The sequence below is a fragment of the Vibrio sp. Isolate32 genome (genome assembly GCF_022397955.1).
Lineage (GTDB): Bacteria > Pseudomonadota > Gammaproteobacteria > Enterobacterales > Vibrionaceae > Vibrio.
Genome location: NZ_JAKEUQ010000002.1, coordinates 1 through 17,143, shown reverse-complemented (window position 1 = coordinate 17,143; position 17,143 = coordinate 1). Strand labels below are relative to the sequence as shown.

14 protein-coding genes and 2 pseudogenes are annotated in these 17,143 nt (G+C 44.0%); 13 read left to right on the top strand and 3 right to left on the bottom strand.

The features are described 5' to 3' along the window. Positions 1-225 precede the first annotated feature (225 nt). The 5 genes from prfB (at position 226) to L1D11_RS01555 (ending at position 5,849) form a co-directional block, all read left to right on the top strand. Positions 226-1,324 (top strand): peptide chain release factor 2 gene (prfB, locus tag L1D11_RS01575; RefSeq protein ID WP_100205982.1). Its coding sequence is split into 2 segments (ribosomal slippage): positions 226-300 and positions 302-1,324, totalling 1,098 coding nucleotides; the frame shifts between segments, so codons are not numbered across the junction. A gap of 64 nt (positions 1,325-1,388) precedes the next feature. Continuing rightward, positions 1,389-2,906, top strand: a complete 1,518-nt coding sequence (lysS, locus tag L1D11_RS01570) for a lysine--tRNA ligase (RefSeq protein ID WP_239834203.1) — start codon at positions 1,389-1,391, stop codon at positions 2,904-2,906. 271 nt (positions 2,907-3,177) lie between these two features. After that, on the top strand, positions 3,178-4,512 hold the full coding sequence (gene vpsR / locus L1D11_RS01565; protein WP_239834204.1) for a cyclic-di-GMP-binding transcriptional regulator VpsR: 1,335 nt from the start codon (positions 3,178-3,180) through the stop codon (positions 4,510-4,512). 569 nt (positions 4,513-5,081) lie between these two features. Further along, complete coding sequence (locus L1D11_RS01560) at positions 5,082-5,333, top strand: hypothetical protein (RefSeq protein ID WP_017059332.1); 252 nt, start codon at positions 5,082-5,084, stop codon at positions 5,331-5,333. 204 nt (positions 5,334-5,537) lie between these two features. Beyond that, a complete protein-coding gene (locus L1D11_RS01555; protein ID WP_239834205.1) occupies positions 5,538-5,849 on the top strand; it encodes a DUF6482 family protein in 312 nt (103 codons plus the stop codon). 54 nt (positions 5,850-5,903) lie between these two features. Here the strand turns inward: L1D11_RS01555 and mutH are convergent, their stop codons facing one another. Then, entirely contained in the window at positions 5,904-6,569 is a 666-nt protein-coding gene (gene mutH / locus L1D11_RS01550) for a DNA mismatch repair endonuclease MutH (RefSeq protein WP_239834206.1), read from the bottom strand. A gap of 616 nt (positions 6,570-7,185) precedes the next feature. Here mutH and rppH point away from each other — a divergent pair. Genes rppH through L1D11_RS01525 form a run of 5 tightly spaced genes read left to right on the top strand, consistent with a single transcriptional unit; the run spans position 7,186 to position 12,494 of the window. Further along, complete coding sequence (gene rppH / locus L1D11_RS01545; RefSeq protein ID WP_004739545.1) at positions 7,186-7,704, top strand: RNA pyrophosphohydrolase; 519 nt, start codon at positions 7,186-7,188, stop codon at positions 7,702-7,704. A gap of 2 nt (positions 7,705-7,706) precedes the next feature. Further along, positions 7,707-9,956 (top strand): phosphoenolpyruvate--protein phosphotransferase, encoded by a 2,250-nt coding sequence (gene ptsP, locus L1D11_RS01540; protein WP_239834620.1) that lies wholly within the window; start codon positions 7,707-7,709, stop codon positions 9,954-9,956. A gap of 8 nt (positions 9,957-9,964) precedes the next feature. Beyond that, positions 9,965-10,756, top strand: a complete 792-nt coding sequence (locus L1D11_RS01535) for a sulfite exporter TauE/SafE family protein (RefSeq protein WP_239834621.1) — start codon at positions 9,965-9,967, stop codon at positions 10,754-10,756. A 55-nt stretch (positions 10,757-10,811) separates the two neighbouring features. After that, positions 10,812-11,633 (top strand): prolipoprotein diacylglyceryl transferase, encoded by an 822-nt coding sequence (gene lgt / locus L1D11_RS01530; protein WP_017059338.1) that lies wholly within the window; start codon positions 10,812-10,814, stop codon positions 11,631-11,633. A 9-nt stretch (positions 11,634-11,642) separates the two neighbouring features. Further along, positions 11,643-12,494 (top strand): thymidylate synthase, encoded by an 852-nt coding sequence (locus L1D11_RS01525; RefSeq protein ID WP_239834622.1) that lies wholly within the window; start codon positions 11,643-11,645, stop codon positions 12,492-12,494. 337 nt (positions 12,495-12,831) lie between these two features. On the opposite strand, the gene L1D11_RS01520 is transcribed toward L1D11_RS01525, so the two are convergent. After that, on the bottom strand, positions 12,832-13,977 hold the full coding sequence (locus L1D11_RS01520) for a Na/Pi symporter (protein WP_004739535.1): 1,146 nt from the start codon (positions 13,975-13,977) through the stop codon (positions 12,832-12,834). Between the two features lie 388 nt (positions 13,978-14,365). Here L1D11_RS01520 and nhaR point away from each other — a divergent pair, with 388 nt between their 5' ends. From nhaR to L1D11_RS01505, 3 genes and pseudogenes are all read left to right on the top strand, one after another. Further along, positions 14,366-15,256: a transcriptional activator NhaR gene (gene nhaR, locus L1D11_RS01515; protein WP_239834841.1), complete on the top strand. Its 891-nt coding sequence runs from the start codon at positions 14,366-14,368 to the stop codon at positions 15,254-15,256. 100 nt (positions 15,257-15,356) lie between these two features. Beyond that, positions 15,357-15,650 (top strand): metalloregulator ArsR/SmtB family transcription factor, encoded by a 294-nt coding sequence (locus L1D11_RS01510; RefSeq protein ID WP_004735028.1) that lies wholly within the window; start codon positions 15,357-15,359, stop codon positions 15,648-15,650. A gap of 116 nt (positions 15,651-15,766) precedes the next feature. Beyond that, positions 15,767-16,713: pseudogene (locus L1D11_RS01505) on the top strand (IS3 family transposase). 25 nt (positions 16,714-16,738) lie between these two features. Here the strand turns inward: L1D11_RS01505 and L1D11_RS01500 are convergent. Further along, positions 16,739-17,143 (bottom strand): annotated as a pseudogene (locus tag L1D11_RS01500) (IS110 family transposase); the annotation flags it as partial.

Sequence of the window (17,143 nt, the reverse complement as noted above, 5' to 3'; positions counted from 1 at the left end):
CTAGAGTACGGCTTCCATCGCACTATTCAAATCACAAGCTCGGCGCCGAATCCCGGGCTTGTTTTGTTTCTGCTTTATGCCTAAATCGAGCTAATTTCTGAGCTTAAAACTTTATATTGTTGTAAGTGACTGAATATTGGTTTGCCCTCTAAAAATTTCTGTATCTCCGTCACACTTTTGAGTACAATTCTCCGGTTAAATTCTACTCATAAATGATGAGCTAAAATGTTTGAAATCAATCCTATAAAAAACCGTCTGCAGGATGTGTCTGAGCGCACAAATATCCTGAGGGGGTACCTTTGACTATGACGCTAAGAAAGAGCGTCTAGAAGAAGTAAACGCAGAGTTAGAACAACCGGATGTATGGAACGAACCTGAGCGTGCTCAAGCGCTAGGTAAAGAGCGTTCTGCACTGGAAGCGGTAGTAGAAACGATTGACCAACTTGACCAAGGTGTTGAGGATGTTGATGGCCTACTAGAGCTAGCGGTTGAAGAAGAAGATCAAGAAACGTTCGACGAAATTGAACCAGAACTAGCGGAGCTTGAAGCTAAGTTAGGTAAACTTGAGTTCCGTCGTATGTTCTCTGGTGAGCATGACGCTTCAGATTGTTATATCGATCTACAGTCGGGTTCAGGTGGTACTGAAGCACAAGACTGGACTTCAATGATGCTGCGCATGTACTTGCGTTGGGCTGAAGCGAAGGGCTTCAAAACGGAAGTTATCGAGGTATCTGAAGGTGAAGTTGCTGGTTTGAAAGGTGCAACAGTACGTATCTCGGGTGAGTACGCGTACGGTTGGTTGCGTACAGAGACAGGTGTTCACCGTCTAGTTCGTAAATCACCATTTGATTCAAGTGGCCGTCGTCATACTTCATTTGCATCTGCGTTTATCTACCCAGAGATTGATGACAACATTACGATCGACATTAACCCTTCTGACTTACGTATTGACGTATACCGTGCTTCGGGCGCTGGTGGTCAGCACGTAAACACCACGGAATCGGCGGTACGTATTACTCACGTTCCTACCAACACTGTGGTTCAATGTCAGAATGACCGTTCGCAGCATAAGAACAAAGATCAAGCGATGAAGCAGCTACGTGCTAAGCTTTTTGAACTTGAGATTCAAAAACAAAATGCTGAAAAACAAGCGAATGAAGATACTAAATCAGACATCGGTTGGGGCAGCCAAATCCGCTCTTACGTTCTGGATGATTCACGTATCAAAGATTTACGCACCGGCATTGAAAACCGTAATACTCAAGCGGTTCTTGACGGTGACTTAGACAAATTTATTGAAGCTAGCCTGAAATCAGGTCTTTAAGCTTTTTACCGACTATATTTGCGAAAATATAGCTGTTCAAATTATACAAGCAGGGTACATCTCAATGACTGATGCTGTTCAAAATGAAAACGTACAAGAAGAAAACAAACTAATTGCTGAGCGCCGTAGCAAGCTGGATCACATCCGCCAAAGCTGCAAAGCAAATGGTCACCCAAATGATTTCCGCCGTGAGCACCTAGCTGGCGATCTTCAAGCAGAATTCGGTGAGAAGACTAAGGAAGAGCTAGAAGAGCTTAACCACATCGTTGCGATCGCTGGTCGTGTAATGGCGAAGCGTGGTCCATTCCTTGCGATTCAAGAAACTTCTGGTCGTATCCAAGCATACGCAGCGAAAGACGTACAAAAAGTACTGAAAGAGAAGTACCAAGGTCTAGATATCGGTGACATCATCGGTGTTAAAGGTGCACTTCATAAGTCAGGTAAAGGCGACCTTTACGTGAACATGGAAGAGTTTGAACTGCTGACTAAAGCTCTTCGTCCTCTACCAGAGAAGTTCCACGGTCTAACTGATCAAGAGATGCGTTACCGTCAGCGTTACGTTGACCTAATCGTGAACGAAGATTCTCGCAACGCATTCATCGTGCGTTCTAAGCTTGTTTCTTCAATCCGTAACTTCATGAGCTCAAAAGGCTACCTAGAAGTTGAAACGCCAATGATGCACGTGATCCCTGGTGGTGCGACTGCACGTCCATTTATCACTCACCACAACGCATTAGACATCGACATGTACCTACGTGTTGCACCTGAGCTTTACCTTAAGCGTCTAGTTGTAGGTGGTTTTGATCGTGTATTCGAGATCAACCGTAACTTCCGTAACGAAGGTCTGTCTCCACGTCATAATCCAGAATTCACAATGATGGAATTCTACCAAGCGTACTCTGATTACAAAGACCTTATGGATCTAACTGAAGAGATGCTAAGTACAGCGGCTATGGACGTTCTTGGTTCTACTTCTATGCCTTACGGTGACGAAACAGTTGAGTTCGGTGGTAAGTACGCGCGTATGAGTATGTTCGATGCGATTAAGCACTACAACCCTGAGCATGCTGAGATTCAAGCACTAACAGAAGCAGACATACAAGACCGTGAGAAGATGGTAGCAATCGCGAAATCTGTACACGTTGAAGTGGAAACGTTCTGGACATGTGGTCAGCTTCTTGAAGAGATCTTTGGTGAAACGGCTGAGCCTCAGCTAATTCAACCAACGTTCATCACTGGTTACCCAGCAGACATCTCTCCTCTAGCTCGTCGCAGCGATGACAATCCGTTCTTCACAGACCGTTTTGAGTTTTTCATCGGTGGTCGCGAAGTAGCGAACGGCTTCTCTGAGCTTAACGATGCAGAAGACCAAGACGAGCGTTTCAAAGCACAAGTTAACGCGAAAGACGCGGGTGATGACGAAGCGATGTACTACGATGCAGACTACATTACTGCACTAGAGCACGGCCTGCCGCCAACAGCGGGTCAAGGTATTGGTATCGACCGTCTAGCTATGCTATTTACAAACACGCACACAATCCGTGACGTGATCTTGTTCCCGGCAATGCGTCCACAAGCGTAATTCTCGCTTATAGGGCGTACAGCCGATGTAATTAAAAAGCTACCTTCGGGTGGCTTTTTCTGTTTTTGGGCTTCAAAACCTAGTCTGTACCGCACTCTTGATTCGAAAAATCGTTATTTCTGACATAGTCTTACTATTGAGACATGAAATCTAAGATAGTCTCACTACTACACGTCTCTGCGCTGAACACGATCTCGCGGCATTATGTCGAACGATGAAGCAGTGATTTGTATTAGCCTGATTTTAAATAAAAATAGAATAAGGAAGAAGGATGGGAACTCAATTTAAGATGGATTCCTTACCAGGTTCTCTTATCGTCGTTGGTGGTGCGTACGAACCCTGGTTATCTGTATTAGAACAAGTAGGTTGGCAGTGTACCCAGTGTGCCGACTTGCGAAAAGCGGATGCCTTGATTAGTGAAATTGGTCCATGTATTGGCATTGTGGATCTTAGCCATGATGAATTCAGTCTTAATGGTATTGCTAACCTTGTGAGCAACAATAAGCAGGTGAGATGGCTCGTGTTTATCCGTGAGTCTCAATTAAGCTCAGATACTATCTGCCAGTTTATCGTTAACTTTTGTATCGATTTTTTCACCGCTCCGATCCCAGACGCCCAGCTGTTAAGCACCATTGGTCACCAGTTAGGAATGCTGAAGCTTGAGCAGAAAGTATGGCCAAACTATGGTATTAACAACAATATGGGGTTACTAGGCGACTCTGTGGCTGTAAAACGCCTAAGAGACCAAGTGAAGCGTATTGGCCCAACGGATGTCAGTATTCTGATTTATGGAGAGAGCGGCTCAGGCAAAGAGACGATTGCACGTTCTATTCATCAAAACTCCTCACGATCTCAAAAGCCATTTCTAACGGTGAACTGCCGTGCCTTGTCTGAAATGAGAATAGAAGCTGAGGTATTTGGGATATCAGCACAGCCAACGTCTTCTCCTTGTATGCTGGAAGAGGCCGATGGTGGCACCATCTTACTTAATGATGTTTTAGCGATGCCACGCAATCAGCAGTTGAACCTGCTGCGTTTTTTGCAAGAAGGTAAGGTAGAGAGCGCAGAAGGGCCTAAGTCTGTTGATGTACGAATTCTGGCTGCGAACTCTTCTGATATTGAAAAAGCCTTAACAGAAGGGGATTTCAATGAGGATCTTTATCATTACATTAATGTGCTGCGCATCTATGTGCCGAGCCTGAAAGAGCGCGTGAGTGATATCTCCGTACTCGCCAATCACTTCCTACGAGAGTATTCAAAAGAGTTTAATGCTCAGGCAAAGAGTTTTTCAGACGATGCTATTCGTTCGATGAATCGCTACCATTGGCCTGGAAATGTGCGTGAGCTGATGAATCAGATTAAGCGCGTTGTGTTGATGTCGGATGCAGTGATCATCGAAGAGCATCAATTAGATTTACCAAAACAGAATGATGAACGCCGTAGCTTGAAAAGCATCCGTGAGCGTTCAGAGCGCGATGCATTGTTGATTGTATTGGAATCTTACAGTGGACAGGTTTCGTTGGCAGCTAAGGAGCTCGGTGTATCACGAGCGACTATGTACCGATTACTCAATAAACACAGCCTAATCTCTGAAGGGGTTGTTTAGACTCTTTTATACATGACTTTATTCAGTCAGCGTAAATTAAAGGCCATGTACTACATGGCTTTTTTTTGTTTCTGAAGGATAGTCCATTGTTTTCTAGCTAAGCCCTAAGAGAGATATGCTGTGATTTTATATAATCACAGTGAATATGTTATATGTAAATGAATATGCAACTGATATTTCAGGCGAATGCATTGTTTTAAAAATGTTAACCCATTAGTGGTTGAATAATATACTCACTTGGTTAGACTTTAACCGTGAAAGCAACGATTTAACAAAGACTTGTCTGCTTTTACTTCCTCATTTCTTTTTGGATTTTTTAGTTAGTTTGGAGGCGCAAATGAAACATTTTGATTTTATACAACATATTTGCGCGTCGTTTGATCCGTGTACTGACATGGTGACTGATATGTCACACACATTAGCCATGGCCGATCGAAACACCCAAGATAAACCTAACTAATAGATCCGTACCCTTATTTGGCTGCGGAAAAATAGCAGCTAAGTGAGAAGCCCTCATACTATCTAACACGCTATTTTTCCTCAGTTTATTCAACAACTGGAGAGTTATTATGCGTCACTCAGTATATTTAAAATTAGCAACAGTCCTTATCCGTGCCGATCTTCGTCGTGAAGAGCGTGAATGGCAACGAAAAGTTCGTCGTAGTTCATATGAACTGCCATGGAACAATACTCACTTATTAAGAGATATTGGTCTTGAGGCTGACGGTCGACCTATTGGTTTTTCTGAACCAGAAGTCGTCACTATTGAACGTCGCGTACGTCACCTTCGTCGTGTTTTAAGTGCTCGAATACCGACGTAATATGCGGGGTTGATAGCACCTTTCAACCCCTTAGATAAGTCACAGGGATAGTTATGGCGTCGAAAGTGTAAGCTTTTGAACTAGAACTGGCCAAAAAAGAGAAGCTTTTGCTTCTCTTTTTGGTTTTTTTAATCGAGAAAAATCAACACGCCCTAGTAAAGAAATAGAGTTCTACTAAGCTTTAGAGAGCAAGGGAGACCGGTTATGCAAAAGCATCAGTTAGACATGTGGCTACATGGAGAGCACAAAGACTCGTATCAAATCCCCAAAGTGTACGTTATTGGCTGTTCCGATATCTCGGAATATCTGCTGGCTGTGGAGTACAAACATAAGCTTGAGCCGGTAAAGCAAGATGGTGAGCCACTTCACTTTGGTTCTTTGGATCAAGTGAAAGAAGAGTTACTCCGGCTAGGGTTTGAAAAAGCCTATCTTCGTTTACACAATGCTTACGACGAATTTGGTAACGAGCCAAGTCAGAGCTACTGCGATATTGAATTAGCGTTGAAACCTCACTAGATACAAGCCTATAACGCCTTACTTTTTAGTCATTGCTGCATGACTGTGAAGGTACTATGCGTAGTGTGTCGTCAATAAGTTGTGAGTAAATTGAGTTCGTAAATAAAATCCACGAGGTTTGGTTTTGATTGGCTTGCCACTCGCACCATAGGCTTCGGTTAAAACTCGGCTGTTTGCGGCTTTTGGACGTAGATGTAGGGCTTCTCCATGCCTTGCCGTGATCTGTTCAACGTTCCCTAACACGATCAACTCCATCAACTCTTCCCAGTCGCTTTTCAGTAGTTCGTCTTCAGCCTCGCTTGGCGTCCACAATAGTGGTGATCCAACGTGCCTTTCTGCTAGTGGGATTTCCCTTTCGCCTTCTACTGGTATCCATAACACTTTAGACAGCTTGTTACGAACATGGCTGGTTTCCCATGTCAGCCCTTGCACACCCATTAATGGGGCAACACAAACAAAGGTGGTTTCGAGTGGCTTACCAGAATAGCCAATAGGAATACTTTTAAGTTCAATACCTAGCTTCGCAAAATCTTGTTCTGGCTTACTGCCAGCAGGTGCGCCTAAGTGCCATTCCAATAGCTGCCCAACCCAGCCTTTATCACGCTTAAGGTCGTTTGGCATCACCATCTCGGCTTCATCGGCGAGCTCTTTAAAGGTCATTCCGGCGATAGCATATGCTCGCTCTAACAGCTCTTGTTGTGTTTGTGGTTCAGGTTTCATAATAAAAGGCATGATCAAAAAAAACGATCTTATCAGAAGTTACCACCAAATTACGACTGGTTAAGAAATGATCTTCTTGCAAGAAAAGGGATCAAAGTCAGGGTTATCCACAGGACATAAAGGTAATTAATTGAAATATTAATTTAGTGGATAAATAAACAGGGGTTTATGGTGGATAAACTGCTTGCCAAATGGGGTTCAAAGTGAATCTTTCACTTACTAGTGTGGATAAACATCGGGATGGTTGATCTTTGACCATGTTGGGTTTCTGAAAGATTTTTTACATTTCTAATGTTTTTTAAAACTAAAATAATATTTTAATTTATTGATTTTTAATGGGATAAATTGATTCTGATTGGTTTGTCGTTTTTAGTGTTGATGAATCTATGGATTAAAAAAACGATTGCGGGTAATTCTTCACATAGTTATTCACAGAAAAGGTGAATAAATGTGGTCTAGGTCTCACTATTGTGTGGGTAACTCGGATTCGAGCGAAACTTATCCAGATTTACAGGTAATATTCATAAATATAGCGCTTATCACGTCACTAAGTTTGCTCCAATTGGGGATATGTGGAAAAATCAGAGTAATTAAAAATTTAGATAGAGGTTGGCCAGTGATAGATGGCGATGGTTACCGATTAAATGTTGGTATTGTAATCTGTAACAACCATGGTCAGGTCTTCTGGGCTAAACGATACGGGCAACATTCATGGCAATTCCCTCAAGGGGGAATAGATGAAGGTGAAACTCCGGAACAGGCAATGTACCGTGAGTTGTATGAAGAGGTTGGCCTTACTAAAAAGGATGTAAAGATCGTTGCGACAAGTCGTCATTGGTTACGCTACAAGCTACCCAAACGACTGGTTCGATGGGATTCTAAACCTGTCTGTATTGGACAAAAACAGAAGTGGTTCCTTTTACGCTTAGATTGCGATGAATCGCGTATCAATATGCAGCGTGGGAGTACACCTGAGTTTGATGGTTGGCGTTGGGTAAGTTACTGGTACCCAGTTCGACAAGTTGTTTCTTTTAAGCGAGATGTTTACCGTCGAGCGATGAAAGAGTTCGCATCTTTAGCAATGCCGTTTAAAGAGCGAAAAACAAAAGGAAAACGCAAATTGCGTAGAGGTTAAGCATGCTCAGTCAACTAAGGGAAATAGTTGAACACGTATCAAGAGTTGAAGATGTATCGACGGCACTTGATATTCTAGTTAAAGAGACATGCAGTGCGATGCAGACGGAATGTTGCACCGTGTATTTAGCCAATAATGATATGCAGCGCCTTGAGTTGATGGCAACTCAAGGCCTGATCTTTGAAGGGAATAGTATTCACATTGGTTTCGACGAAGGCTTAGTTGGCCTAGTGAAACGAAGTGCTGAACCTATTAACCTTGCACAAGCGTCTGCTCACCCTGCTTATAAGTTTTTTCCAGAACTTGGAGAAAACATTTACCACTCTTTTCTTGGTACTCCTATTATCCATCGTAAGCAAGTGCTTGGTGTATTGGTTATTCAACAAAAAACACCTCGTTTATTCAGCGAGATGGAAGAGTCTTTCCTTGTTACGCTCTCGGCCCAACTTGCGGTTATTGTGGCGCACGCCCAAACCCAAGGTCATTGGCTGTTGGAGCAACAAAAGCTGCCAGGCATCAAAGGTATTGCTGCCTCATCTGGGGTTGCCATTGGTGATCTGTGGTGGGACAACACTCAACCTGAATTAACGGATGTGTATCCTGCTTCGACGCTCAATATTGAGCGCGAGCAAGAGTTATTGGCAGTGGCAGTTGAAAATGCCCTCAATGACTTCAAGCGCATGCGAAAGCGCTTAGACAGTGAAATTAACAAAGACGCATTGGCGATCTTTGACCTGTTCACTCACTTACTCAACGATCCTATGTTGCGTAAGGATCTAAAGAGCCAAATTCAGAAAGGTGATAAAGCGGACTGGGCACTAAGGCAGGTGGTTGAGAGTTATTCCAATCGCTTTGCTCGTATGTCGGATGTTTATCTGCGTGAAAGGGCGCAGGATATTCGAGAGCTCGGCCAAAGGCTGTTGTACTTCCTCCATAACTCTGAATATGAGCTACGCACCTTAGACAAACCTATTATTCTGGTGGTCCGTGAGTTAACGGCTTCGGTATTAGCATCGATTCCAAAAGAGAAGCTGTTAGCAGTGATCTCACTGGAAGGGGCGGCGAACTCGCACGCTGCGATTTTATCTCGCGCGCTTGGCATTCCTTCGGTGATGGGGGTTAACATTAACCTCGAGCAGGCGAACGGTAAACAAGCCATCGTCGATGGTTATAGTGGCGAGATCTTTATCGAGCCGACCAAGAATCTGCTCAAGGAGTACCGCGGACTGATTCTTGAAGAGAGTGAGCTCTCCTCAATGGTCAATCGCGAGCTGTATCTGTCTGCGAAAACCCAAGATGGTCAACAGGTCGAAATCCTACTTAATGCAGGTTTGAGCGCTGATACCAATATTGCCATCAACCAAGGCGTTGATGGGGTTGGCCTGTATCGAACGGAAATCTCTTTCCTATTGCAACAACGTTTCCCATCAGAGGATGAACAGTTCAAGCAATATCGCTCTGTACTTTCTAGCTACCCAAATAAGCAAGTGGTGATGCGTACGCTCGATATTGGTGGTGATAAGGCATTACCTTACTTCCCAATCGAGGAAGACAACCCATTCCTTGGTTGGCGTGGTATCCGCTTTACGCTGGATCACCCTGATATTTTCATTATCCAACTGCGTGCAATGCTACGTGCGAGTTGTGAAAGCCACAACTTGAGCATTCTGCTGCCGATGATCTCGGGCGCTCAGGAGTTGGATGATGCACTACAGTTGATTGAGCAAGCCTACGAAGAAGTGCATGAACTTGATAATCGAGTGCGAATGCCTCGTATCGGTATCATGATTGAAGTGCCTTCGATGCTTTACCTGCTACCGCTGATCGCCGATAAGGTCGATTTTGTCTCTGTCGGCACCAATGACTTAACCCAATATTTATTGGCCGTTGACCGGAACAATTCTCGAGTCTCTGATGTCTATGAATCTATGCACCCGGCAGTGATCATGGCATTGAAACAGATTCATGATACTTGTAAGCAATATCAATTACCTGTGTGTATTTGTGGAGAGCTAGCCGGTGATCCAATGGGCGCATTGTTACTGCTTGGATTAGGTTATCAGACGTTAAGTATGAACACCTCGAATGTGGCTAGAACCAAGTATTTGATTCGCCAATCTAACTTGAGCGAATTACAGGATTTGGCAAATAAGGCACTTTCAAAGCCGTATGGCAGTGACATCTATAGTATGATGCTGAACTATTTCGAAGAGCGTGAATTTACAGGCTTTATTCGAGCAGGTAAAAAATAGGAATTAACGTGTCATATGAACTGATAGGCTTGCTAGCGGGTCTTGGTGCTGTTGTGGGTGTTTTAGCTGGCTTACTGGGTATTGGCGGTGGGTTACTGGTGGTTCCAGCCTTACTGTTCTTGCTCCCGAAAGCGGGTATTCCTCAAGAGTTTGCAATGCAAATGGCATTAGCAACCTCGCTATCTACCATTATTGTTACGTCAGGATCGTCTGCGATTAACCACTTAAAGTTGGGTAACGTCGAGATGTTTGTCGTTAAGTGGTTAATGCCTGGGGTTGTGGTTGGCGGTTTTCTCGGTTCTTTTGTGGCTGACGTTATTCCTTCTCAATACCTGCCTAAAGTTTTTGGTGTGATTGTTTTGGTGCTGGCACTGCAGATGCTGTTGTCGATTCGCTCTAAGAGTCAAAAGGCGATGCCGGGCTCTGCGACAACCATGTTATGTGGTGGTGGCATTGGTTTGGTTTCAAGCCTAGCGGGTATTGGTGGTGGGTCGTTGTCTGTACCTTTCCTTAACCATCATGGTGTGGAAATGCGCAAGGCGGTGGGCTCGTCTTCAGTGTGTGGTTTCGTTATCGCTATATCTGGAATGTTAGGCTTTATCTGGCATGGCTCGTCTGTCGAGGGGCTGCCTGCGTTTAGCCTTGGTTATGTCTACCTACCTGCCTTGATTGCGATATCGTGTACATCAGCACTGACCACGCGAGTGGGGGCGAAGCTGGCAACGCAATTACCAACACCAGTACTTAAGAAGTTCTTTGCGGTATTTTTAATGTTTATAGCAGCGACTATGCTGCTGTAGTGTCTTTCGTTAGCGATTGAGCTAACCGTTATTCAATTTAGATAGAGTGCCAAGTATGTCTCAGGGTTTTATTGAATTCCCAAATATCGATCCTGTTCTTATTGAACTAGGGCCAATCTCAGTTCGTTGGTACGGCCTAATGTACCTTGTCGGTTTTATGTTTGCTCTTTGGCTAGCAAATCGCCGAGCTGATCAGCCGGGTAGCGGTTGGACTCGAGAGCAAGTATCAGACTTACTGTTTGCTGGCTTTCTAGGTGTGGTACTTGGTGGTCGTATTGGCTACGTACTGTTCTATAACTTTGATCTTTTCCTAGCCGATCCACTTTACCTATTCAAAGTATGGACTGGCGGTATGTCTTTCCACGGTGGTTTGCTTGGTGTTATTACTGCAATGTTCTGGTATGCGAAAAAGAATGGTCGCACCTTCTTTGGCGTCGCAGACATGATTGCACCATTGGTACCCTTTGGTTTGGGTATGGGGCGTCTAGGTAACTTCATGAACAGTGAGCTATGGGGTCGTGTTACAGATGTACCATGGGCAATCGTATTCCCTAATGGAGGACCACTACCTCGTCACCCATCTCAGCTTTATGAGATGGCGCTTGAAGGTATAGTGCTGTTCTTCATCTTGAACTGGTTTATCAAAAAGCCGCGTCCTCTTGGTTCTGTATCAGGGTTATTCCTTGCAGGATATGGTACATTCCGCTTCTTAGTCGAATACGTACGTGAACCAGATGCTCATTTAGGCTTGTTCGGCGGGTTTATCTCTATGGGACAAATCCTATCACTGCCAATGGTTATCATCGGTGTGCTGATGATGGTATGGGCATACAAGCGCGGTCACTACAAAGATGAATTACCACAACAAACGAAGTAAGGAATTGGTGTGAAACAGTATTTAGATCTCTGTCAGCGTATCGTTGATAACGGTACTTGGATTGAAAATGAACGCACGGGCAAGCGCTGTCTAACTGTGATCAATGCTGACCTTGAATATGATGTTGGTAACAACCAGTTCCCACTTGTCACTACGCGTAAGAGCTTTTGGAAAGCGGCAGTTGCTGAACTGCTTGGCTACATTCGTGGCTACGACAACGCTGAAGATTTTCGCAAACTAGGTACGAAAACTTGGGATGCAAACTCTAACTTGAACGAAGCATGGCTGAACAACCCTTACCGTAAGGGTGAAGATGACATGGGGCGTGTTTACGGTGTTCAGGGGCGAGAATGGGCAAAGCCTGATGGTGGTCATATCGACCAGCTGAAGAAGATTGTTGATGACCTGACAAACGGTATCGATGACCGTGGTGAGATCTTAAACTTCTATAACCCAGGTGAGTTCCACATGGGATGCTTGCGTCCGTGTATGTACAGCCACCATTTCTCGCTACTTGGCGACACTCTTTACCTAAACAGTACTCAGCGCTCTTGTGATGTTCCACTAGGCCTCAACTTCAACATGGTTCAAGTGTACGTGTTCCTAGCAATCATGGCGCAAATCACGGGTAAAAAAGCGGGTGTGGCTTACCACAAGCTAGTTAATGCTCATATTTATGAAGACCAACTAGCACCTATGCGTGATATCCAGCTGAAGCGTGAACCTCTAGCTGGCCCAACGTTCCACATCAACCCTGAAATTAAGTCTCTAGAGGATTTAGAAACTTGGGTAACGATGGATGACTTCTGGGTTGAAGGTTACGAGTGCCACGAAGCGATTAAGTACCCATTCTCTGTTTAATCGTATCCGTTTGTTTGATTGAAAGGCTGCCACTGTGCAGCCTTTTTTATTTAAGGGGCAGTGACGAGTAACCGGGTTTCGAGATGCGAAGATCAGGAGTAGACACGAATAAACGAAATTAGGGATACGAAGAGCATGTTTAGTCTGAGAGATGGGTTAGATATTAAATAAGAAAATCAGAGCTCGAGATTTTCGCCATTCGTACCTAGCTTTATCTCTTCGTTACCCGTTTGCTCGAATCCCGTATCTTCTTTTGCTTCCATCATCAGCTCTTAAAAAAGAAAAAGCCCGCAACCTAGGTTGCGGGCTTTGCTATAAGCGATGTGTATTATTTCTATTAAGCAGTCAGAGACAAGATTGTGCCTGGCAGTACAAGGAATACCGCAACAAGGTAACCGGCAACAACAGCTTTGTTCTTCACAGCCATGTCTGAAATCATGTCTGCCGCTTTAACTGGTAGCTCACGTAGGAACGGGATACCGAAGATGAATACCGTTGCCATGATGTTGAACACCAAGTGTACTAGAGCAATCTGTAGTGCGAATACTGCGAACTCACCAGATACTGCTGTCGCTGCAAGCAGAGCGGTAATACATGTACCGATGTTTGCGCCTAGAGTGAATGGGTAAACATCACGTACTTTAAGAACACCTGAGCCTACTAGTGGAACCATCAAGCTTGTAGTCGTTGAAGAAGACTGAACAAGGATAGTAACGATAGAGCCGGAAGCGATACCGTGGATTGGACCACGACCAATTGCGTTCTTAAGAATCTCACGAGCACGACCAACCATTAGGCTCTTCATCAGCTTACCCATAACAGTGATAGCTACGAAGATAGTTGCAATACCAAGAGCGATAAGCATGATGCCGCCAATCGTGTCGCCAAATGTTGATAGAGGCTCTTTAATTGCGCTTACTACAGGTTTAGTGATTGGCTTAATGAAGTTAAGACCCTTCATGCTCATATCACCTGTTGCTAGCATCGGAGATACCAACCAGTGAGAAATCTTCTCTAGAATACCAAACGCCATTTCTAGCGGTAGAAAGATAGCTACAGCCAATAGGTTAAAGAAGTCGTGAATCGTCGCACTTGCGAATGCGCGTTTGAACTCTTCTTTACAACGAACGTGACCAAGGCTAACTAGCGTATTGGTTACCGTAGTACCAATGTTTGCACCCATGATCATTGGGATTGCCAGCTCAACAGGTAAACCACCTGCCACAAGGCCAACGATAATTGAAGTAACTGTACTTGATGATTGAATAAGTGCGGTTGCAACTAAACCAATCATTAAGCCTGCAACTGGGTGTGAAGCAAATTCAAAAAGAACTTTTGCTTGCTCGCCTGTTGCCCATTTGAAGCCTGTACCAACCATTGAAACTGAAAGTAATAGTAGGTAAAGCATGAATGCCAAGTTAGCCCAGCGTAGCCAACGAGTTGTGCTCGAAATAGGCGCTGCTGCAGTAGTAGCTTGGTTCATAATGTTTTCTCCATAGGACCATTTAAGTCTGTGTTTGGTCTGTTTGTTTAATCTGAGCGTGATGTTAGAGGGGGAATATTTCAGTAATATTACATTTTGATTGAGGCGGAACTTTTTTGTGATGGTTTACTGTTTAAATATTCCGTCAGTAAATGTGGTTATTTTAAGTGTTTGTTTATAAATGATTTTATTTCTATTTTTGATGGGTGATATAGATCTTAAAAGTTAGAAAAAATTGAGGAAATTGGCGTTAATATTACATTATGAAATCAAACACTTCGAAAAAAATAGCAGTTAAATGGTTTATGGTTTGGTTTTTTCGAGTTTGTTGAGCGAGGGTGTCATATTTGATATAAACAAGAATCGACTTTCTTATTACGGCACATCTATGTCGCATCTCAACTATAACCATCTTTATTACTTCTGGATGGTCTGCAAGCAAGGCTCTGTCACTAAAGCAGCAGAAGCTCTATTTCTCACACCTCAAACGGTAACTGGTCAGATAAAAGCATTAGAAGAGCGAATGGACGGCAAGCTGACTAAGCGCAATGGCCGCAGTGTTGAACCAACAGAACTTGGGCAGTTGGTTTTCAAATACGCGGATCGTATGTTTGGTCTGAGCTACGAAATGCTCGATATTGTGAACTACAGTCAGCACTCAAATATTCTGTTTGATGTTGGTGTGGCAGACGCTCTTTCGAAACGACTGGTTAGTAAGATCCTGATGTCGACGATTCCAGAAGATAACAGTATCCACCTTCGCTGTTTTGAATCGACTCACGAAATGCTGCTTGAACAGCTCTCTCAACATAAGCTCGATATGATCTTGTCTGACTGCCCAGTAGACTCTAGCCAAAGCCCTGGCTTATTCAGCAAGAAGTTGGGTGAGAGTGGTATGAGCTTTTTCAGCTCTGGCGAAGTGAAAGGGGTTAATTTCCCTGCCGTATTAGAACAAAGAAAGCTGTTGATCCCGGGAAGTAGAACTTCAATGGGGCGTAAGATATTGCAATGGTTTGATAGACAAGGGCTTAAACCGGATATTTTGGGTGAGTTTGATGATGCCGCATTGATGAAGGCTTTTGCTCGTTATCATCATGACGCAATATTCTTAGCACCGACGCTTTATATGTCTGAAGTGGAAGACGACACATCACTGCAACTATTAGGCGGTATTGAAGAGTTAAAAGAGGAGTACTACGTCATATTTGCTGAGAGGATGATCCAACATCCAGCAGTAAAAAACGTATGTGACGCAGATTTTAGCAAATTGTTCGAATGAGTTAGTTTGTTAATGAATTGATATCGATTATCATAGCTCCACCATATGCCGGAAATACTGATAGCCCGTAGTTGGCGTAAAGGTTGTAGGGAGCCAAACTATGAACTTAAAAGAGATGGAGAAGAACTCAGCACAAGCTGTGATTCTACTTAAAGCCATGGCTAACGAGCGTCGCTTACAGATTTTGTGCCTATTACATGGTACTGAACTGTCGGTTGGGGAGCTGTGTGGCAAGTTGGAACTGAGTCAGTCTGCTTTATCTCAACATCTTGCTTGGTTGAGAAGAGATGGTTTGGTCGAAACTCGCAAAGAAGCTCAAACTGTGTATTACACATTGAGTAGTGAAGAAGTAAAAGCGATGATTAACCTACTGCATGGTATTTACTGCAAGTAGCTTATTGCTGGTGGGAGGGGGATTTCTTATCAGCGATAGAATGACACAAGGAAGTGATCCGCACCAGCAGTTTTAGACATCGAGTTAAGTGAGTACAATCACTAACGAGGTGAACCATGACAAGCAAGAAAAAACGTATTATCCATTCCCCTGAATTTAAAGCAGAAGCCCTGAAGCTAGCAGAGAAAGTGGGAGTAGCTGCGGCAGCGAGGCAACTGTCATTACACGAATCCCAGATCTATGGTTGGCGTAAGGCAGTTAAGAGCGACACCAGCACCAGTCAGCGAGAAAAAGATCTAGCCGCCACAAGACCGCCCAGCGCGAGGTAACTCGCCAAGAGTTTGATACAAAGGTCAAAGAAGCTTTTGACAATAGCAAAGGCCGTGATGGCTCAAGGCGCATCCAAAAAGAGCTGGCTGAGAACGGTGATAACCGTAATATTAAAACCATTGCCGCCAGTATGAAGCGACAGGATTTAACACCGAAAGCGGCACGTAAGTTTAAGTGTACGACGGACAGCAAACATAAACTGCCAGTGGCACCGAACCTGCTGGCTCAGGATTTTAACGCTGAGGCTCCGAATCAAAAGTGGGCGGGAGACATCACCTATGTGGCGACAAGTGAAGGCTGGCTGTATTTAGCGGTAATCATTGACCTTTATTCAAGGCAAGTAGTCGGTTGGTCTATGGATACCAGAATGACGGCAACTCTGGTTTGCGATGCGTTATCAATGGCCTTGTTCCGCCGAGGTTTCCCTGAGCAGGTTMTCGTTCATAGTGACCGAGGTAGTCAGTACTGCTCAAAAGATTATCGAGACATCATCACCGCTTATAATCTAAAGCAAAGTATGAGTAGGAAAGGAAACGGCTGGGACAATGCTTGTGTTGAGAGCTTCTTCCATTCAATGAAAGTTGAAGCGATCCAGTATGAGCCGATCATGACGCGAGACGAGATGCGCCAAACAATCTTTGAATACATAGAGGTTGATTATAATCGGACAAGAAGGCACAGTGCTCTTGGGTATCTAAGCCCAGTTAACTTTGAAAATCAAAATGTCGCTTAATGAAGTGTCCAGTCTGGCTGGAGCAGATCACTGCACACCCTAAAGCGATATATAAGCTAACGGCATTCAATACTCCAATACCTTCTATTTTTAGTAGTTTTTTGCAGTCAGGCTGAGACTGTAAAGCTCTTTCCAAGCACGAGTCATAAGTCTCTACAGCATCGACAAGAGATAAGTATTGCTCCCATGTAACAGAAAGAGCCATACGAAACTCGCCTGAAAATCCATTATTTGCATCTTCCAAAGTGGATTTAATACTGCCCCTCAACCCACCATTCTTCTGGGATACTTTAATATTGAACTCAGACAACAGAGCTATTAATTGATTCTTTGCTGCTGTTTTTTGTCTTACGCCTAACTCCCTCAGGCGCATGACCGACTGCAATTGTTGCTGCTCTATTGTTTTCCCTGAAATAAAAGCGATATCTGG